Origin of the sequence: Micromonospora humida (assembly GCF_016901255.1) — a bacterium.
GTDB classification, from domain to species: domain Bacteria; phylum Actinomycetota; class Actinomycetes; order Mycobacteriales; family Micromonosporaceae; genus Micromonospora; species Micromonospora wenchangensis.
Genome location: NZ_JAFEUC010000008.1, coordinates 228463 through 247571 on the forward strand (window position 1 = coordinate 228463; position 19109 = coordinate 247571).

Below are 19109 nucleotides of genomic sequence, written 5' to 3' on the forward strand. Positions count from 1 at the left end.
AAGGGGTGAGGCGTCATTGTCCGATGGTGTGTACGCGCGGTGGGAGGCGGTTGAGGCGCTGGCCCCCGAGGCCGGTGCGTACGACGTGCTGCTGGCGGCACGGTCCGATCTGATCAGGCAGCGCGACGAACTACTTGCCGGCCGGGAGGCGGCACTGAGTTTCCGGAAGCCGTCGATCCAGTTCCGCGACCGGACGGACGAACTCGTGATCGAGGTGCAGGCCGTCGGTGGAGCCGTCTACGTCCGGCTGACCCCGGAGGTGATCCGCGCGGCGGTCGACCACCGGGACACCACCCCGCTGGACCTGCTCGCCGCCGGCCTGCTGGCCAGGGGAACGCTGGAGCGTGGCTGGCGGCCCCAGCGGGTGGGGCAGGCGCACGCACCGGGGCCGGAGACCCGGGCCTACTACGAGCGCATGTACCGCAGCACGCCCGCCTCCGCGAGGGTGGAGGGGCATCTGGACGTGGGCAACGACGTGGTGGTCATCGGCGACCCTGGTTCCGGCAAGTCGGCCCTCGCTGCGATCGTCGCCGATCGTTGGCTCGGTGCCGGAGGCGGGATGGTCTGGCTCAACCTGACCGACCCGGCCGACGGCCCGGAGTCCATCCTCGGCGCGCTGCTGCGGCACCCGGCCAACCAGCGCCGGCACCATCTGCTCGTGCTGGAGAACCTGCACGCCAACCTGCTGATCCTTGACGAGGTCTTCGCCGTCCGCGCCCGGTTGCGCGGGGAGTTCGGTCTCACGGTGCAGGTGTTGGCCACCAGCTGGAAGTCGGCCGGGGCCCTCCTGCGCGGCAGTGACCCGACCCGGGACCTGCACCAGGTGCAGGCTGAGGGGCGTGACCTGGTCCGGCAGCTCCTCGCCGACAGCGGTATCGGCGAGGCCGACCAGCGCGCGATCCGGCTCCTGGCGGAGGAGGACGCGCACATCGCCCTCACCGCGATCGACCTGTACGGGCGGGACGGCCGGGTGCCGACAGAGGCGGACCTGCAGGAGCACTACACCAGGCAGGTCGACGCTCCGGGCGAGCGGCGGATGCTCTACGTGCTCTCCTGCCTCGGTGTGCTCGAACTCCCGCTGTCGACCCGCGAGGCCGCTCAGTTCGGCACCGTGCCACAGCGACTGCGGGGCCTCGATCTCATCCACCAGGTGGACGGTGCCTACCAGGTGGGGCCCCGCCGCCGGGCGAAACTGGTGATGAACCACGCCCGCCACCACTGGGACGCCGACCGGCTGTGGAAGCGGCCGGAGCAGATCGTCTGGTTGCACCTGCAGCGTGGGGGCGAGCGCATGATGAAGGCGATGCTGAGCCGGCTCGACCGGCTGGTCTCACCGGGCGAGGCCCGTCGTGACGAACTCTATCTGCTCACCACCTGGGACCATCTGGGCCAGCTCGGCAAGTGGCTACGACGGCAGACCGCCAACGACCGCACCTGGGGCGGCAATCTCGGTGCGGCCGTCTTCGCCGCCAGCGCCCTGGCCCAGCTCAACCACGTCGACTCGTGGCGACAGATCGCCGAGGTGGTCCGCGACACGTGGCGCTACGACGATCCCGACCAGGACCTTCCGGTGCCGGCTGGCGCCAACACCGAGGACCACCAGGACTTCGTCGAGATCAAGGCGGCGATGGCCGAGGAGGACGCCCTGCTCGGGCCGGCACCGCACCTGGCCGGTCTGACCGCCGAAGACCTGGACACCGACCTGATGTACCGCAACTGGGTGCTCGGGCTGCTGCTCGGTTTCGAGGGCTCGGCACCCCCGGAGGCCCACGACGAACAGCGGATCACCCGGCTCGTGGAGATGGCCGAGCAGGCCGCGGAGGACGACGGGAACTTCTATCCGGCCCGGGTGCCGTGGGTGACCGCCCGGGTGGTGCTCGGGCTCTGCCAGGCCGGTCTGCGACTGGAGACCCCGGTGGTTCACAAGGCGTGCCAGTGGCTGTTGCGCGGAGTCGACGAGGGCGGGCCGTTGGGCGGCTGGTGGCGCAGTGGCACCGGCACCTGGAACCGGGCCGAGGCCACCACGGCGATGTGTCTGTCGGCGCTGACCCGGGCCGGGGTGGCCCGGAATCCGTCGATCGAGACCGCCTACGCCTGGTTGATCGGCCGGGAGGCGGAGTGGACGATTCCCGGCCGGGAGATCGACCTGGCCCAGGTGCTGGAGGCGACCCTGCTCTGCACGGAGAGCACCACCGGCACGCACGAACACCTCAAGACCCTGTTCTCCCGGATGAAGCAGGAACTTCGTGGTACGCGGCGCCTGCCGGGCGGGCCCGAGGAGCGGCTGCGGCTGCCTTTCGTCGCCTCCCAACTCGCCGACACCCTCTGGCAAGTGGTGCAGATGGAGAGCCTGAAACTCTACGGTGACGTGTTCAACGACGGCTGGCCGCAGACGCCGGTCGAGCCGGTACCGGGAGCCGCCCCGGAGCCCGACGGCCACCACCGGGGCAACACCCTGACCACGCGACAACTCGCCGAGTGGCAGCAGGGTGTCGAGCAGATCCGCCAGACCATCCGGGAACAGATCGCCAAGCGGGACGGCACGATCCGCACCCGCGCGGTGGTGCAGGTCATCGAGCGTTACCAGGAGTTCCGGGCCCAGATCGCCGCCCTGCAGCGCCAGCTGCACGCCGACGTCGACCGCGACGTGTTGCGGCAGATCAACAAGCTGGGCCGGGAAGTGTGCGGTGCGGCTTGGTATCCGCCATGGCCGTTCGACACCACCGGCGACGACCCGGACGACGAACCGGACGGTGACCGGTGACCACGGTCCTGCCCGCACCGTCCACGCTGAACTTCCTGGCCGGCCTCTTCGCGGGCGCGGGCATCAACATGCTCACCTCGGTCTCCACCGGCCCGCCGGCCTCCACGGTGTCCACCGGCAAACTGGCCCTGGACAGCACGCTCTGGATGGTCGCCGCCGGCTTCCTGACCTGGGCGGCGCACCTGCTCCAGGCGGCCGAGCGGGAGGCTGACCTCTACATCGACCGCGACTTCAGCGAGGCCGAGAAACAGGAGATCCGTCAGGAGTACCTGCGCCGAGCGTTACGTCGTGCCCGACTGCCGCTCTGCCTGACCCTTCTGGCGTTCCTGGGTGCCGTGCTGCTGCTGCCGGGGTTGATCCGGTGGGAGCACCTCCTCGGGGTGCTCGTGAACTGAGTCCGTGGGGACGGGCAGAATCGGGCGGTGCCCGTACACGAGATCACCGACCCCGACGACGCCCGGATCGCCGACTACCGGGCGTTGACCGACGTCGAGTTGCGTACCCGGTGGGAGCCTCCGCACGGGTTGTTCATCGCGGAGGGGGAGCTGGTGCTGCGCCGGGCGTTGCGGGCCGGCTATCCGGCCCGGTCGTACCTGGTCGACGCCAAGCGGGTCGACCAGCTCGCCGACCTGGACACCGGGGACGCCCCGGTCTACGCGGCCACCCCCGACGTGCTGGAGAAGGCGACCGGCTTCCACGTCCACCGGGGTGTGCTCGCCTCGTTCCACCGCAAACCCCTGCCCGCCGCCGCCGAGGTGCTGGCCGCCGCCCGTCGGGTGGTGATCCTGGAGGACATCAACAACCACACCAACCTCGGGGCGATCTTCCGGGGGGCCGCCGCGCTCGGCATCGACGCGGTGCTGCTCTCGCCGTCCTGCGCCGATCCGCTCTACCGGCGCAGCGTGCGGGTCAGCATGGGGGAGGTGTTCGCGGTGCCGTACGCGAAGCTGGACCGCTGGCCGGTCGGCCTGGACGAGGTACGCGCGGCGGGGTTCACGGTGCTCGCGATGACGCCGGCGGCGGACGCCGTACCGGTGCAGCGGTTGACCCCGGCGCAGCGGGCGCGGGCGGCGCTGCTGCTGGGGGCGGAGGGTCCCGGCCTGACCGGGGCGGCGCAGGCGGCCAGCGACGTGCGGGTGGTGATCCCGATGCGGCGTGGCGTGGACTCGTTGAACGTGGCCGCGGCGGCGGCGGTGGCGTTCTGGGAGTTGGGCCGGGACGACCCGGTCGACGGGTAGCCGCCACGCCCCCGACTCATTTGCATGAGAATGCGGGCAGGTGCATAATCTTCCTTGTGTCCAAGGTTCTCACCTCCCTGCCCATCGGCGAACGTGTCGGCATCGCCTTCTCCGGCGGCCTCGACACCTCGGTCGCGGTCGCGTGGATGCGCGACAAGGGCGCCGTCCCGTGCGCCTACACCGCCGACATCGGCCAGTACGACGAGCCCGACATCGACTCGGTGCCCGGACGTGCGCTCAGCTACGGCGCCGAGGTCGCCCGCCTGGTCGACTGCCGCGCCGCCCTGGTCGAGGAGGGGCTGGCCGCGCTGACCTGCGGCGCCTTCCACATCCGCTCCGGCGGCCGGGCCTACTTCAACACCACCCCGCTGGGCCGGGCGGTGACCGGGACCCTGCTCGTCCGGGCGATGATCTCCGACGACGTGCAGATCTGGGGCGACGGCTCGACCTTCAAGGGCAACGACATCGAGCGGTTCTACCGCTACGGCCTGCTGGCCAACCCGCAGCTGCGGATCTACAAGCCGTGGCTGGACACCGACTTCGTCACCGAACTCGGCGGCCGTAAGGAGATGTCGGAGTGGCTGCTGGAACGCGGCCTGCCCTACCGGGACAGCACCGAGAAGGCGTACTCCACCGACGCCAACATCTGGGGCGCCACCCACGAGGCCAAGACCCTGGAACACCTCGACACCGGCATCGAGACGGTCAGCCCGATCATGGGGGTCCGGTTCTGGGACCCGTCCGTGGAGATCCCCACCGAGGACGTCACCATCGGCTTCGACCAGGGCCGCCCGGTGACGATCAACGGCAAGGAGTTCGGCAGCCCCGTCGACCTGGTGCTTGAGGCCAACGCCATCGGCGGCCGGCACGGCCTCGGCATGTCCGACCAGATCGAGAACCGGATCATCGAGGCCAAGAGCCGGGGCATCTACGAGGCCCCCGGCATGGCGCTGCTGCACGCCGCCTACGAGCGGCTGGTCAACGCCATCCACAACGAGGACACCCTGGCCAACTACCACCACGAGGGCCGCCGCCTCGGCCGGCTGATGTACGAGGGCCGCTGGCTCGACCCGCAGGCGCTGATGCTGCGCGAGTCGCTGCAACGCTGGGTGGGCACCGCCGTCACCGGCGAGGTGACCCTGCGGCTGCGCCGGGGCGAGGACTACTCGATCCTGGACACCACCGGCCCCGCGTTCAGCTACCACCCGGACAAGCTGTCGATGGAGCGTACCGAGGACTCGGCCTTCGGCCCGTCCGACCGGATCGGCCAGCTCACCATGCGTAACCTCGACATCGCCGACTCGCGGGCCAAGCTGGAGCAGTACGCCACCCTCGGCCTGGTCGGCGGGGCGGCCCCGCAGCGTGCGGTCGGCGCGGCGCAGGCCGCCTCCACCGGGCTGATCGGGGCGATGCCGCAGGGCGGCGCGGAGGCCATCGCCTCGCGGGGCGTCGCCACGGCCGACGACGAGGCCCTCGACCGGGCCGCGATGGAGTTCGGCGTCGACTGACCGTCGCGCCACCGGCCGGGACGGTCACCGTCCCGGCCGGTGGGGTCGCCCCCGTCGTCGGGGCGGCGACGCACGGTGGATGGCCGGGCTCGGGGTCACGGAGGGTAGCGTGTCGCCCGTGTTCCCTACCGTCCGTGAGGTGCTCGCGCTGGACCCGGTCCGCCGCGGCGCGCCCCGGCTGGTCGCCGGGGAGGCCGGCCTGGACCGGCCGGTGCGCTGGGTGCACGTGGCGGAGGTGCCCGACATCGCCACCCTGCTCGGCGGGGGTGAACTCGTGCTCACCACCGGCATCGGGCTGCCCGCCGACGACACCGGACTGCGGGCCTTCATCGGCGACCTCGCCGCGGTGGGCGTCTCCGGGCTCGTGGTCGAGCTGGGCCGCCGCTACCCGACCGAGGTGCCCCGGGTGATGGCCGTGGCCGCCGCCCGACGCGGGCTGCCCCTGGTCGAGCTGCGCCGGGCCACCCCGTTCGTGCGGATCACCGAGGCGGTGCACGCCCTGATCGTCGACGCCCAACTGCACGAGCTGCGGGCCGCCGAGGAGATCCACCAACGCTTCACCGAACTGTCCGTCGAGGGCGCCGGGGCCGCCGAGGTGGTCCGGCAGGCCGCCGCGCTGGCCGGCTGCCCGGTGGTGCTGGAGAACCTGTCCCGGCAGGTGCTCGCCTACGACCCGGCCGGGGAGAACGCCGAACTGCTGCTGGACGGCTGGGAGCAGCACTCCCGACGGCTGCGTCCCGCCGGCCGCACGGCGTACGACAGCGACAGCGGCTGGCTGGTCACGACCGTCGGCGCGCGCGGACAGGACTGGGGTCGGCTGCTGCTGCGCTGGCCGGCGCGGGCGGGCCTCGGCGACGGCCGGCCCGTCGGCACGCCGCCAACCCGGCTGACCATCCTGGTGGAGCGGGCCGCCTCGACCCTGGCGCTGGGCCGGCTGATCCGCCGCGACGCCGAAGGACTGGAACGGCAACTGCACCACACCTTGCTCACCGGCCTGCTCGACCACTCCCGGCCGGTGGACGAGATCGCCTTGCGGGCGCGGGCGCTGGGGGTGCCCCTGGAGCGTCGGCACCTGATCGGCGTCATGGTCCGGCTCCGCCGCGACACCCCGGCCGAGCAGGCCGGACCGGGCGAGGGCGGCCCGGCCGACGCCGAGGCCGGCCCGGCCCGGCTACGTGACCTCGCCGAGGCGGTCGGCCAGGCGCTGCGGGAGGCGAAACTGACCGGGCTGACCAGCCCCGTCGACGACCAGGCGGTGGGGATCCTGCTCGCCCTGCCGGACGCCGCCGCCGAGGACCGCGCGCTGGCCGCGTTCGCCGCCGCGCTGCGCCGCCGCCACCCCGACCAGCCGGCGCGCGTGCTCGTCGCCGCCGGGTCCGGGGTGGCGAGCCTGCGGGAGGTACGCCGCTCGCTGGTCGAGGCCCGCCAGGTCGCCGAGGCCGCCCGCCGGGACAGCCGTGACCTGCCGGTCTTCCGGCTGCCGCACGTCGGGCTGGCCGGACTGCTGCACCTGTTACGCGACGAGCCCCGGTTGCAGACCTTCGTCGAACGGGAACTCGGCGCGCTGCTGGCCCACGACGCCCAGCACCCCCGGGAGCAACTGCTCGGCACCCTGCGTGCCTACCTGGAGCAGGGCCGGAACAAGTCGGCCGGCGCGGTCGCCGCGCACCTGTCCCGACCGGCCTTCTACGAACGGCTGGCCCGGATCGGCCGGATCCTCGGCGTCGACCTCGACTCGGTCGAAGCCTGCCTCTCCCTGCACGTCGCCCTGCTGGCCCTCGACGCCATCCGCACCCCCTGACGCACCTCCCCGCCCCGCCGCCCTTCCGCCCTGCCGGCCCGTGCCCGCCCGGTAGGTCTGCGGTGATCAAGAGAAATGCGTCAGATTCCGTGGGCGGGGTGACGCGAACCTCTTGATCACCGCCCGCGCGGCCTGCCCGTCGACCGCGATCAAGAGGTTCGCGTCAGATTTCGCTGGCCGGGTGACGCATTCCTCTTGATCACCGACCGTCCGGCCGTCCGACCGACCCCCCGCCCGGCGGGTTCTCCGTGATCAAGAGGAATGCGTCAGAATTCGCCGCCCCGGTGACGCGAACCTCTTGATCACCGGGGTGATGGGGGCCGGGTGAGGCGGGCGGGGCGGGGTGGGCGGGCGCGGGGGAGTGGGGTCAGGTCAGGGTGTCCAGGGTTTTGGCGTAGGCGGCGGGGACGTGGTGGGGGCCGGCGGGGGTGAAGACGTCGGAGGTGGCCGCCGTCGACCAGGCGGCGGCGGGGACCGCGTCGACCAGGGCTCGGACCACCGGGGCGTCACGCCACTGGTCCTGGGCGGCCAGCAGGCTCAGCGCCACCACCGACTCCTCCACCTCGCCGACGCACTCGAACGGCTTGTGCCCGTCCACGCCGAGCAGTTCCCGGTAGCCGGGGATCTGCGTCTCGTCGGCCAGCAGGTCACCGCCGAAGATGCCGACCACCCGGTCCCGGGGCATGAACGGGGCCATGGCGAGGAAGACGAACCGGCACTTCGGGCAGTCGCGGCACCAGCGAGCGCTGGCGTCGCGCAGCTTGAACGCGGCGTTGCAGCTGGTCACCACCGCGTCGTACCGGTCGATGGTGGCGAACAGCCGGGCGATGTGCAGCTCCGACAACGGGCGCAGCAGCGAGAAGTACGGCTCGGTGAGCCCTGCATGGTCGGCCAGCGCCGCCCGCAGCAGCCCCTCGGCCTCGACCCCCTTGGACCACTGGTGGTTGATCTCGTGACCGTTCCAGATCAGGTTCGGGTCGGACGCGGAGCGCTCGTTGGACATCACCACCGGCCCGAGCCCGTGCAGCACGGCGGTGGCGACCGCGATCAGCGAGTTGATCGCGGTGACCGGGATGTGCCCGTTGCGTGCCCCGGCCGCGTTCAGGTCGAACAGCACCGGGTCGAGCCGCCGGCGGGCGGCCAGCGCCGGCAGCCCGGACGCCTCGTTCACCGCGACGATCACGTGGTTGGGGTTGACCGAGAACGGCACCGGGTCGAAGCCGCCCCGGCGCAGCGCCTCCAGGCTGACGATGGAGTCCTTGCCCCCGCCGACGGCCGACAGCGGACGCCTGTCGGAGTCGTCGTACACCCGGGGTGGCGGGACCTCGCCGGCCGGCACCTCGGGACGCAGCTCCAGCACGTGCGGGAGCTGGTTGCGGTAGGCGTACTCGGCGAGGCCCTTGGTGTAGACGGCGGTGACCAGCGCGGTGGCGGCCCCGCCCAACGGCGTCGGCAGCACCAGGCGCGGCGGGGCGGCGGCCTTGTAGTAGCTGACCCCGGCCACCACGTGCAGCAGTTCCAGGACCCGGCCCAGGGTGGCCAGCGTGTGCGCCGACGGCGGCGTGGCCGGCACCGGCAGCGTGATCACCTCGGTGAACCGCTGCTCGCCGTCGGGGCCGGTCAGGAGGTAGTCGAACGACGCCGCGCCGGTGGCGGGCTCGAACGAGTACGACGGGAAGGTGAAGGCGTCCATCCGCCGGAGCTGCTCGTTGGGCACACGCCATACTAGGCCCTGGTCCGTCCGGCCGGGTCCGCTGTGCCGGACCGGGCCGCCGCACCACCGTCGACACCGAGGGAGAGTTCGTGCGCCTGTCCGATCTGCGCGGCCGTACCGTCGCCGTCTGGGGGGCCGGCCGGGAGGGCCGCGCCGCCGTGACCGCCATCGCCGCGCACGGCCCGGCCGACCTGGTCGCCGTCGACGACAGCGCGAACTTCCTCACCGTGGCCTGGGAAGGCCCGCTCGCCGAGGCTGCGCCGCTGGTCACCGGGGAGGAGGGGTTCGCCCGGCTGGCCGCCGCCGAGATCGTCGTCCGGTCACCGGGGGTGCCCAACACCCACCCGTGGCTGGTCGAGCTGCGGGCGCGGGGGGCGACCGTGACGCAGGGCACCGCCCTGTGGATGGCCGACCACGCCGACCGGACGATCGGGGTCACCGGCAGCAAGGGCAAGTCGACCACCTCCAGCCTGATCAGCCACCTGCTTGCGGCGGTGGACCGGCCCAACGTGCTGGGCGGCAACATCGGCGTGCCCACCCTCGACCTGCCCGAGGCCGAGCTGTACGTGCTGGAGCTGTCCAGCTACCAGTGCAGCGACCTGGCCGACTCGCCCCGGGTGGCGGTGGTCACCGCGCTGTTCCCCGAACACCTGGACGCGCACGGCGGCGAGGCCGAGTACTACCGCGACAAGCTGAACCTGATCGCGTACGGCCCGCGCACCGTGGTGGTCAACGGCAACGACCCGCGCCTCGCCCTGGAACTGGGCGACCGGGCGGCGGTGCGCGCCGGCCTGCCCGACTCCGTGCACGTCGCCACCGGCCCGGACGGCACCGACTGGTTCCACCTCGGCGACCGGCCGCTGTTCGCCAGGGGGGTGCTGCCGTTGGTCGGCCGGCACAACGCGGGCAACCTCTGTGTGGCGCTCGCCGTGCTCGACGCGCTCGGGGTCGACGTCGTCGCCCACAGGGACACCCTGGCGGTGGCGGTCGCCGGGTTCCACGGGCTGGCCCACCGGCTCACCGAGATCGTCGACCCGTCCGGCCTGACCTTCGTCGACGACACGCTCGCCACCAGCCCGTACGCGGCGATGCATGCGATCGATGCGTACGACGGGCGGCCGTTGACGGTGATCGTCGGCGGCACCGACCGGGGGTTGGACTACACCCCGCTGGCCACCCACCTGGCCGAGCGGGAACTGACCGTGATCGGCATCCCGGACAGCGGTCCCCGGATCGTGGCGGCGCTGGCCGGACTGCCGAAGGTGCGTACCGAAGTGGTGGACGACCTGGCGGACGCGGTCCGGTTGTCGCGGGCGGTGACCCCGACCGACGGGGTGGTGCTGTTGTCCCCGGCGGCGCCCAGCTACGGCCGGTTCCGCAACTTCGAGCACCGGTCCGAGGTGTTCGCCGAGGCGATCCGGGCCACCGCCGCCGGCTGAGCCCGCGCCGCGCCGCCGGTGCCGTCCGGCCGCGCCGCCCGCCTGGCTGCCCACGCCGCCCGCCAGACCGTGCCGCCCGTGCCGGTCGGGTGACGTCGTGTCAGGCGGGGGCGGCGGTCGGGCGACACAGTGGCAGTTGTCGACGGCCGGCCGGGGTGGCAGCGTGCGAGGCACGCGAACCCCGCCGCGGAAGGGTGTGCCGATGACCGCCGACGACCTGCTGGCCCGACACCGGGCCGTGCTCCCGTCCTGGATGCCGCTCTACTACGCCGAGCCGATCGAGCTGGTCGCCGGGTCCGGCCGCCGGGTCACCGACGCCCAGGGGCGCAGCTACCTGGACTTCTTCGGCGGCGTGCTGACCAACATGATCGGCTACGACATCCCGGAGATCCGCGAGGCGGTGGAGCGTCAGCTGCGGACCGGCCTGGTGCACACCTCCACCCTCTATCTGATCCGGCAGCAGGTGGAGCTGGCCGAGAAGATCGTCCAGGTCGCCGGTATCCCGGACGCCCGGGTCTTCTTCACCAACTCCGGCACCGAGGCGAACGAGGCGGCGCTGCTGGCCGCCACCAGCTACCGCCGCTCGCACCAGATCCTCGCCGTCCGCAACAGCTACCACGGCCGGTCGTACGCGACGATGGGGATCACCGGCAACCGGGGCTGGACGGCCAGCGCGCACAACCCGCTGCAGGTGGCCTGGCTGCACTCCGGGGAGCGGCTGCGCGGACTGCTCGCCCGGCTGCCCGCCGACGACCGGATCGACGCTGCCGTGGAGGACCTGCGCGAGGTGCTCGCCACCCAGACCAGCGGCGACGTGGCCTGCCTGATCGCCGAGCCGGTCCAGGGGGTCGGCGGTTTCGTCGCCCCGCCCGACGGGCTGTTCGCCGGCTGGCGCAAGGTGCTCGACGAGCACGGCATCCTGCTCATCTCCGACGAGGTGCAGACCGGCTGGGGGCGCACCGGCGCGCACTTCTGGGGCTACCAGGCACACGGGGTCACCCCGGACCTGCTCACCTTCGCCAAGGGCATCGGCAACGGCTTCGCGCTGGCCGGCGTGGTCGGCCGGGCCGAGATCATGGAGTCGGTGCCGGCGATCAGCTTCTCCACCTTCGGTGGCAACCCGCTCTGCACCGCTGCCGGCAACGCCGTCCTGGACTACCTGCGTGACCACGACCTGCAGGCCAACGCCGCCCGGGTGGGCGCGATCCTCGTCGACGGCCTGCGGGCCGCGGTCGCCGACCTCGACGGGGTGGCCGAGATCCGGGGCCGCGGGCTGATGCTCGCCGTGGAGTTCGTTCAGCCGGGTGGCACGGAGCCCGATCCGGCGCTGACCGGCCGGGTCGTCGAGGCGTGCCGGGCCGGCGGCCTGCTGGTCGGCAAGGGCGGCCTGCACGGCAACGTGGTGCGGATGGGTCCACCGTTGACCCTGACCGAGGCCGAGGCCCGGGAGGGGCTGGCCATCCTGGTCGAGGCGATCCGGTCGACGGTGGCGGCGGAGGCGGCGCGGTGAACGGGGCGACCCGGCGGACGTCACGCGGCCAGCAGGCCGCGCCCACCGTGGACGGTGCCCGGATCGGGCACTTCGTCGACGGTGCGCGGATCGACGGGACGTCCGGCCGGCACGGGGACGTGTTCGACCCGGCGACCGGTCGGCGTACCGGAATCGTGGCGCTGGCCGACGCGGCGGACGTCGCGGTGGCGGTCGAGGCCGCCGGGCGGGCCGCCCGGAGCTGGCGGGACGCCTCGCTGGCCCGCCGCACGGCGGTGCTGTTCGCCTTCCGGGAGCTGGTCCACGCCCGCCGGGACCGGCTCGCCGAGGTGATCACCGCCGAGCACGGCAAGGTGCTCGCCGACGCCGCCGGCGAGGTGCAGCGCGGCCTCGAGGTGATCGAGTACGCCTGCGGTATCGCCTCGGCACTGCGCGGACGGTTCAGCGAGAACGTCTCCACCGGGGTCGACTCGTACAGCCTGCGGCAGCCGCTGGGGGTGGTGGCGGTGATCTCGCCGTTCAACTTCCCGGTGATGGTGCCGCTGTGGTTCGTGCCGGTGGCGGTGGCCTGCGGCAACGCGGTGGTGCTCAAGCCGAGCGAGAAGGACCCGGGTGCGGCGCTGCTGCTGGCCGAGTGGTTCGTCGAGGCGGGCCTGCCGGCCGGGGTGCTCAACGTGGTCAACGGCGACGCCGAGGCGGTCGACGTGCTGCTGGACCATCCCGACGTGCGGGCGGTGTCGTTCGTCGGTTCCACCCCGGTCGCCCGGCACGTGCACCGGCGCGCGACGCTCACCGGCAAGCGGGTGCAGGCCCTCGGCGGGGCGAAGAACCACCTGGTGGTGCTCCCGGACGCCGATCTGGACCTGGCCGCCGACGCGGCGGTCAACGCCGGGTTCGGCTCGGCGGGCGAGCGGTGCATGGCGATCTCCGCACTGGTCGCGGTGGAGCCGGTCGCCGACGCCCTGGTGGCGCGGATCGCGGCGCGGATGACCGGGCTGCGTACCGGCGACGGGCGGCGTGGCTGCGACATGGGGCCGCTGGTGACCGCCGCGCACCTGGCACGCGTGCGGGGGTACGTCGAGGCCGGGGTGGCGGCGGGGGCGGTGCCGGTGGTGGACGGTCGGGACGTCGTGCCGGACGGGGACCCGGGCGGGTTCTGGCTCGGCCCGACGCTGTTCGACCGGGTCACCCCGGACATGTCGATCTACACCGACGAGATCTTCGGCCCGGTGCTCGGTGTCGTCCGGGTCGACTCGTACGACGAGGCGGTCGCGCTGGTCAACGCCAACCCGTACGGCAACGGCACGGCGGTCTTCACCAACGACGGTGGGGCGGCCCGGCGCTTCCAGCATGAGGTGGAGGTCGGCATGGTCGGGATCAACGTGCCGATCCCGGTGCCGATGGCCTACTACTCGTTCGGCGGGTGGAAGGCGTCGCTCTTCGGTGACCTGCACGCCCACGGCGAGGATGGGGTGCGGTTCTTCACCCGGGGCAAGGTGGTCACCAGCCGCTGGCCGGACCCGCGCCACGGCGGGGTGAACCTCGGCTTCCCCACCCAGACCTGAGCAGCCACGGCACACCCGGCAGGCACGGGTGACCGTGTCCGGTGACGGGGCCGTGCGGGCGTACGGTCAGAATGGTGCGGGTCCGCGGCCCGCCAGCGACATCAACACCTGCGTGGCGAGTAGTTTGCGTAAGCCGGTGACGGCGACCGTTCCGACGCGATCGTAGGGCAGTTCCAACTGCAGTCCCTCGACGGCGTTGCGAAGGTCCGTCGTGATCTCGTCCGGCCGGAAGGTGCCACCCCAGCCGCCGAGTCCACCGCGATGGTTGGTGCTGAGGGAAGCCATGCCGGTAATGCGTGCGCCGCCGGCCAGGATCAGCCTCGCCGGACCCGAGTAGGTCGTCGTCAAAGTCATCAGCCTTTCAGGGTGAACGCTGCGCACCTCGGCCCCCGGCCGCGGTCATCAGGAGCCGGGGCGTCGGGCTGTGCTCCACCGGGACCAGGGTCGTACGTGCCCCGACCGTCAGGGCGGCGGCGCTGTGGAACGTGGCGCGTAGCGGGAGGGGTCTGCGTCGGCTCACGCCTGGCCGGGGCGGCCCTGGTCGCTCAGCCGCGGTCGCCGTGGTGAGCGGTGGAAACGCCGAACGGCGGCCCGCTGAACCAGTCGGGCCGCCGTGCGTGGGGTGTGGATCAGAGCGGGCGGATGTTCTCCGCCTGCGGGCCCTTCTGGCCCTGGGTGATGTCGAACTCCACCTTCTGGTTCTCGTCGAGGCTGCGGAAGCCGCTCGCCGAGATCGCGGAGAAGTGGGCGAACACGTCGGCACCGCCGTCGTCGGGGCTGATGAAGCCGAAGCCCTTGTCGGCGTTGAACCACTTCACGGTACCTGTGGTCATGTCTGCTCCTCTGCAGGCTGGGGAGAGACCGCACTGCGCGGACCCTTAGCCGCCGAGTTGATAACCCGCATCGAAACGACACGAAAAACGAAAAGCGCCCGGATGGGTTTCAGATAACCCATCAGGCGCCCGGAAACGTCTACGGAAATCAAAACTGCAACCCGTTCACCGTAGCACGCGATCCGTCGCGACTCCGGGGCGGGGGTGGGCCTGGACGTGATGTCGCGTACCCACCGGACCGCCGGTGCGTAGGCGGCAATCGCCAGATCCATCGATGTTCGCCATCGTGCCGACTGCGGCCGGAGGCGTCCCGGCGAAAGACCCGACCGGTCGGCGGCATCGACGGAACTCGCTCACGAGCGACCCTGGGGAGAGTCGAGACCGACACCCTCCCCGTCGACGGGCGGATCCGGCACGAACAGCGGGTGCAGAGCCGCTGGATCGGTGATCACCGGCAGGTCGCGGGCGGCGAGCCAGGCCGCCGCGGCGGCACCGTCGCCGGCCGGACGCAGGGGCGCGACCGGCCACCGCCGGGCCAGTTCCGCGGTGACGGCGACGGCCAGTGGGGTGCCACCGGTGAGCAGGCCGCCGCCGAGGACCACCGGGTCCACCGCGCCGGCCGGTCGGATCCGCGCGACACTGTCGGCCAGCAGCCCGGCGGCCCGCTCGATCAGCGTGACGGCGGCCGGTTCGGTCTCGGCGGCGGCGACCACCAGCGGGGCGAGTCGGGCCAGCTCCACCGCCGGCCGGCGGGTGACCGCCTGCACCACCGCGTCCACGGTCTCCCGGGGCCGGTCGGCGACCTGATCGTCCCCCAGCAGGGTGGCGAGCACCCGGCGGCCCAGTGGCCCCGGCGTCCGGGCCGCGTCCAGGTCGGCGAGCAGACGCCGGACCGCCTCCCGGCCCAGCCAGAACCCGGAACCGGCGTCGCCGAGCAGCCAGCCGTGCCCGTCGGCGACCCGGTCCAGTCGCCACCGGCACACCTGGGCGGCGATCGCCCCGGTGCCGGCGATCAGGATCGTGCCGTCGGCTGCGGCGGTGCCGGAGGCGTACCCGACGAGGGCGTCGCTGTGCACCGTGTACGGGCAGCGCAGGCCGGCGTCCGACCAGGCCCGGTCGAAGGCGGCCCGGCCGGCCGGGTCGGCGCGCAACCGGCCGGCCCCGGCCAGCCCGATCGCTCCGGCGCGGACCCGGGTCGGGTCGACGTCGCGCAGCGCCTCCCGCAGCGCGGTCGACAGTTCGGCGGCGGCCCGTTCGGCACCGTGGCTGGTGGGGTTGCCGCCGCCGGCCCGGCCGGTGCCGAGGCGTTCGCCGGTGAGGGTCAGGGCGGTCGCCCGGGTGGACGTACCCCCGACGTCGAGGCCGACCACGACGGTGCCGGACATCCTCGCGGGCCTCCCGGGGGTGTGCTGGTTCGGGGGTGTCCATGCTGGTCGGTGCGGTGCCGCAGGGCAAGACCGGGGGGTGGGAGCGGGCTGCGCGCCAGGTAACAGTTTGAAAACTTCGCCCATGGTCTTGACAGGAAGGGGCCTTCAGTAAGAACTTTTACCACTAACAGTTAACACTCTTTTCCGAAAGGCGTGTCGATGGCCGAGCTCGAGACGGACACCACCGCGGCGACCGCGGTGGTCGATGCCGAGCCCGTCGACCGGCGCGGCGCGGACGGGGTACTGGCCAGGGTCCGGGCCGGCACGGGAGAGTTGACGGGAGCGTTGCGCCGGGTCGCCGAGCAGGTGCTCAGCGACCCGGAGGCAGCGGCCCGCGCCACCATCGTCGAGCTGGCCGAACGCAGCGGCACCTCACCGGCGACCATCACCCGGTTCTGCCGGGCGATGGGCTTCGACGGCTACGCCGACCTGCGCCTGGGCATCGCCTCCGAGACCGGCCGGGCCCGCTCGGCCGGCTGGACCGTCGACATCGGCCGGGAGATCCAGCCCGGCGACCCGCTGGAACGGGTGCTCGACCAGATCATGGCCGCCGACACCCGGGCCATGCACGACACCGCCACCCTGCTCGACCTCGCCGAGGTCGAACGGGCCGCCGTCGCCATCGCCGGCGCCGCCCGGGTCAACATCTTCGGGGCCAGCGGCAGCGCGCTGGTCGGCGAGGAGATGCAGTTCAGCCTGCACCGCATCGGGGTCGCCGCGTGGGCCTGGAGCGACGTGCACGAGGGGCTGGCCAGCGCCGCGCTGCTCGGCCCCGGCGACGTGGCGCTGGGCATCTCGCACACCGGACAGACCCGGGAGACCATCGAGATGCTGGCCGAGGCGGGCAGCCGGGGGGCCACCACCGTGGCGCTGACCGGGTTCCCGCGCTCGCCGCTCGCCGAACTGGCCGACACCGTCCTGCTCACCGCCAGCCAGGCCACCACCTTCCGGCCGGACGCGCTGTCCGCCCGGCACCCCCAACTCGTCGTGCTCGACCTGCTCTACATCGCCGTGGCGCAGCGCACCCACGACCGCGCCCACGCGGCCTTCCGGCGTACCGCCCAGGCCGTGCAGGGGCACAAGGCCGCGAAGGGGACCACCTCATGATCAGTGCCCAGGGGTACGCGCGGGCCGTCCGGCCCGTCCTCGACCGGCTGCTCGACACCCAGGCCGAGGCGATCGGCCGGGCCGCCGACCTGATCGCCACCAGCCTGCGGGCCGGCGGGGTGCTCCAGGCGTTCGGGGCCGGCCACTCCGAGGCGTTCGCCGCCGAGCTGGTGGCCCGCGCCGGTGGCCTGGTCCCGACCAACCGGATCGGCCTGCACGACCTGGTGCTGCACGGCGACGCCCCGCGCGACGTGCTCACCGACCCCAAGCTGGAACGCGACCCGGCCGTGGCCCACCAGCTCTACCCGCTGGCCCGGCCGCACCCGGCCGACGTCTTCCTGATCGCCTCGCAGTCCGGCATCAACGGCTCGGTGGTCGAGCTGGCGACGCTGGTCACCGGGCACGGCCATCCGCTCATCGCGGTCACCTCGGTCGCGCACACCGCACGGGTCGCACCCCGCCACCCGTCCGGGCGTCGACTCGCCGAACTCGCCGACGTCGTGCTGGACAACGGCGCACCGTACGGCGACGCACTGCTGCCGCTGGAGGGCGGCGGCGCGGTCTGTGCGGTCTCCTCGGTCACCTCCGCGCTGCTGGCGCAACTGGTGACCGCGGAGGTCGTCCGACGGTTCCACCAGGCCGGAGAGGTACCCCCTATCTACCTCTCCGCCAACGTCCCCGGTGGGGACGCGCACAACCTCGCCCTCGAGTCGCGGTACGCCGGGCGTCTCCGGCGAACCGCCTGACCCGGACACCCAAGGAGAGACGACGATGTCGAATACCCCCGAGACCCCCGCCGCGCTGAGCCGGCGCACCCTGCTGGGCCGCACCGCCGCGGCGGGCCTGCTCGCCACCCCGGTGGTCAGCCTGCTGGGCGCCTGCGCCACCAGCGGCTCCGACGAGACCACGACCAAGGCCGAGGAGGGCACCAAGAGCGCCGCCAACCCGCTGGGGGTCGCCGAGGACGCCCCGCTGGAGGTGGTCATCTTCAACGGCGGCTACGGCGAGAAGTACGCCACCGACGTGCACGAGCCGCTGTACAAGAAGGCGTTCCCCAAGGCGGAGATCAAGCACCAGTCCACCCAGGCGGTCTCCACCGTGCTCCAGCCCCGGTTCGCCTCGGGCAACCCGCCGGAGTTCGTGAACAACTCGGGCGAGAAGCTGATCGACTTCGGGTCGCTGGTGGCCGACGGGCAGCTGATGGACCTCACCGAGCTGTGGGACGCCCCGTCGGTCGACGACCCGAACAAGAAGGTCCGCGACACCGTCGTGCCCGGCACGGTCGAGGCGGGCTCGTTCAACGGCAAGCCGTACGTCCTGTACTACGTCTCCACCGTCTTCGGCATCTGGTACTCGGGCAAGCTGTTCAAGGAGAACGGCTGGGCGCCGGCGAAGACCTGGTCGGAGTTCACCGCCCTGCTCGACGGGATCAAGGCCAAGGGCATCACCCCGTACGGCTACGCCGGGGCGAACGCGGCCTACTACCAGTGGAACGTGATCCTGACCCACGCCGCGAAGATCGGCGGCACCGACGTGCTCAAGAACATCGACAACCTGGAGGACGGCGCCTGGCAGCAGGACGCGGTCAAGCAGGCGGCGCAGGCGTGGGAGGAGATCGGCGCGAAGTACGTCGACAAGAGCTTCGAGGGGCTCAAGCACACCGACGTGCAGCTGCGGCAGAACCAGTACAAGCTGGCCCTCTACCCCAGCGGCGACTGGCTGGAGGGCGAGCAGAAGAAGGACACCCCGGCCGGCTTCGACTACCAGCTCATGCCGGTGCCGAGCCTCACCGGCTCGGACAAGCTGCCGGCGACCGCGGTGCGGGCCACCGCCGGTGAGGGCTACTTCGTCTCGGCCAAGAGCAAGAACCCGCGTGGTGGTCTGGAGTACATGCGCCAGATGCTCTCGGTGGCCGGGGCGAAGGGCTTCACCGAGGTGGTCAAGGCCCCGACCGTGGTCACCGCCGGCAGCTCCGGCTTCGCCTTCCCGCCCGGCGTGGCCAGCTCCCAGGCCGCCCTCGCCGCCGCCGGCAAGGACGTGTTCAACCTGTACTTCGACGGTTGGTACAAGGAGCTCGACACGGAGGCGCGCACCGCCACCAACGAGCTGATGTTCGGCCGGATCAAGGCGGACGCCTTCGTGGAGCGGATCCAGAAGCGGGCCGACGCCATCAAGAAGGACAGCTCCGTCGCCAAGTTCACGCGCTGACCGATCGGAGAAGCGG

General features: G+C 72.6%; 15 protein-coding genes. 11 read left to right on the forward strand and 4 right to left on the reverse strand.

Annotation, left to right across the window (positions count from 1 at the left end; all coding sequences use genetic code 11):
* Nucleotides 1–16: 16 nt before the first annotated feature.
* The 5 genes from JQX11_RS18255 to JQX11_RS18275 all read left to right on the forward strand — a co-directional run bounded on the left by JQX11_RS18255 (nucleotide 17) and on the right by JQX11_RS18275 (nucleotide 7311).
* Entirely contained in the window at nucleotides 17–2764 is a 2748-nt protein-coding gene (locus tag JQX11_RS18255; RefSeq protein ID WP_204926161.1) for a hypothetical protein, read from the forward strand.
* Nucleotides 2761–3159, forward strand: a complete 399-nt coding sequence (locus tag JQX11_RS18260) for a hypothetical protein (RefSeq protein ID WP_204926162.1) — start codon at nucleotides 2761–2763, stop codon at nucleotides 3157–3159. The genes JQX11_RS18255 and JQX11_RS18260 overlap by 4 nt, the downstream gene beginning before the upstream one ends.
* A gap of 27 nt (nucleotides 3160–3186) precedes the next feature.
* Complete coding sequence (locus JQX11_RS18265) at nucleotides 3187–4002, forward strand: TrmH family RNA methyltransferase (protein WP_204926163.1); 816 nt, start codon at nucleotides 3187–3189, stop codon at nucleotides 4000–4002.
* A 56-nt stretch (nucleotides 4003–4058) separates the two neighbouring features.
* Nucleotides 4059–5510, forward strand: coding sequence for an argininosuccinate synthase (argG, locus tag JQX11_RS18270; RefSeq protein ID WP_204926164.1), 1452 nt, complete (start codon nucleotides 4059–4061; stop codon nucleotides 5508–5510).
* 118 nt (nucleotides 5511–5628) lie between these two features.
* Complete coding sequence (locus JQX11_RS18275) at nucleotides 5629–7311, forward strand: PucR family transcriptional regulator (protein WP_307826232.1); 1683 nt, start codon at nucleotides 5629–5631, stop codon at nucleotides 7309–7311.
* A 367-nt stretch (nucleotides 7312–7678) separates the two neighbouring features.
* On the opposite strand, the gene JQX11_RS18280 is transcribed toward JQX11_RS18275, so the two are convergent.
* Complete coding sequence (locus JQX11_RS18280) at nucleotides 7679–9028, reverse strand: MurL-like N-terminal domain-containing (RefSeq protein WP_204926166.1); 1350 nt, start codon at nucleotides 9026–9028, stop codon at nucleotides 7679–7681.
* A gap of 86 nt (nucleotides 9029–9114) precedes the next feature.
* On the opposite strand from JQX11_RS18280, the gene murD reads away from it, so the two are divergent.
* From murD to JQX11_RS18295, 3 genes are all read left to right on the forward strand, one after another.
* On the forward strand, nucleotides 9115–10464 hold the full coding sequence (murD, locus tag JQX11_RS18285) for a UDP-N-acetylmuramoyl-L-alanine--D-glutamate ligase (protein WP_204926167.1): 1350 nt from the start codon (nucleotides 9115–9117) through the stop codon (nucleotides 10462–10464).
* A gap of 202 nt (nucleotides 10465–10666) precedes the next feature.
* On the forward strand, nucleotides 10667–11974 hold the full coding sequence (locus JQX11_RS18290; protein ID WP_204926168.1) for an aspartate aminotransferase family protein: 1308 nt from the start codon (nucleotides 10667–10669) through the stop codon (nucleotides 11972–11974).
* Nucleotides 11975–12036: 62 nt separating this feature from the next.
* Nucleotides 12037–13518 carry a CoA-acylating methylmalonate-semialdehyde dehydrogenase gene (locus JQX11_RS18295; protein ID WP_443673946.1) on the forward strand — a complete coding sequence of 494 codons (1482 nt, stop codon included), beginning with the start codon at nucleotides 12037–12039 and terminating at the stop codon, nucleotides 13516–13518.
* Between the two features lie 66 nt (nucleotides 13519–13584).
* Here JQX11_RS18295 and JQX11_RS18300 read toward each other — a convergent pair whose 3' ends face one another.
* From JQX11_RS18300 to JQX11_RS18310, 3 genes are all read right to left on the reverse strand, one after another.
* The gene (locus tag JQX11_RS18300; RefSeq protein WP_204926169.1) at nucleotides 13585–13872 is read right to left on the reverse strand and encodes a hypothetical protein; all 288 of its coding nucleotides are present in this window, start codon (nucleotides 13870–13872) and stop codon (nucleotides 13585–13587) included.
* A 275-nt stretch (nucleotides 13873–14147) separates the two neighbouring features.
* Nucleotides 14148–14351 (reverse strand): transcription antiterminator/RNA stability regulator CspE, encoded by a 204-nt coding sequence (cspE, locus tag JQX11_RS18305; protein ID WP_013283833.1) that lies wholly within the window; start codon nucleotides 14349–14351, stop codon nucleotides 14148–14150.
* Between the two features lie 353 nt (nucleotides 14352–14704).
* Nucleotides 14705–15736: an N-acetylglucosamine kinase gene (locus JQX11_RS18310; RefSeq protein ID WP_204926170.1), complete on the reverse strand. Its 1032-nt coding sequence runs from the start codon at nucleotides 15734–15736 to the stop codon at nucleotides 14705–14707.
* Between the two features lie 201 nt (nucleotides 15737–15937).
* Here JQX11_RS18310 and JQX11_RS18315 point away from each other — a divergent pair, with 201 nt between their 5' ends.
* The 3 genes from JQX11_RS18315 to ngcE are packed head-to-tail and all read left to right on the forward strand — an operon-like array spanning nucleotide 15938 to nucleotide 19093.
* On the forward strand, nucleotides 15938–16885 hold the full coding sequence (locus JQX11_RS18315) for a MurR/RpiR family transcriptional regulator (protein WP_204926171.1): 948 nt from the start codon (nucleotides 15938–15940) through the stop codon (nucleotides 16883–16885).
* The gene (locus tag JQX11_RS18320) at nucleotides 16882–17631 is read left to right on the forward strand and encodes a sugar isomerase domain-containing protein (RefSeq protein ID WP_204926172.1); all 750 of its coding nucleotides are present in this window, start codon (nucleotides 16882–16884) and stop codon (nucleotides 17629–17631) included. Before JQX11_RS18315 ends, JQX11_RS18320 begins: the two co-directional genes overlap by 4 nt.
* Before the next feature lie 25 nt (nucleotides 17632–17656).
* Nucleotides 17657–19093: an N-acetylglucosamine/diacetylchitobiose ABC transporter substrate-binding protein gene (ngcE, locus tag JQX11_RS18325; protein WP_204926173.1), complete on the forward strand. Its 1437-nt coding sequence runs from the start codon at nucleotides 17657–17659 to the stop codon at nucleotides 19091–19093.
* Nucleotides 19094–19109 lie beyond the last annotated feature (16 nt).

What these genes read in the sequence shown, in the direction of transcription:
- JQX11_RS18315 (WP_204926171.1), top strand. Translation starts at nt 15,938, where the DNA reads ATGGCCGAGCTCGAGACGGACACCACCGCGGCGACCGCGGTGGTCGAT.
- JQX11_RS18320 (WP_204926172.1), top strand. Translation starts at nt 16,882, where the DNA reads ATGATCAGTGCCCAGGGGTACGCGCGGGCCGTCCGGCCCGTCCTCGAC.
- cspE (WP_013283833.1), bottom strand. Translation starts at nt 14,351, where the DNA reads ATGACCACAGGTACCGTGAAGTGGTTCAACGCCGACAAGGGCTTCGGC.
- ngcE (WP_204926173.1), top strand. Translation starts at nt 17,657, where the DNA reads ATGTCGAATACCCCCGAGACCCCCGCCGCGCTGAGCCGGCGCACCCTG.
- JQX11_RS18310 (WP_204926170.1), bottom strand. Translation starts at nt 15,736, where the DNA reads ATGTCCGGCACCGTCGTGGTCGGCCTCGACGTCGGGGGTACGTCCACC.
- JQX11_RS18300 (WP_204926169.1), bottom strand. Translation starts at nt 13,872, where the DNA reads ATGACTTTGACGACGACCTACTCGGGTCCGGCGAGGCTGATCCTGGCC.
- JQX11_RS18290 (WP_204926168.1), top strand. Translation starts at nt 10,667, where the DNA reads ATGACCGCCGACGACCTGCTGGCCCGACACCGGGCCGTGCTCCCGTCC.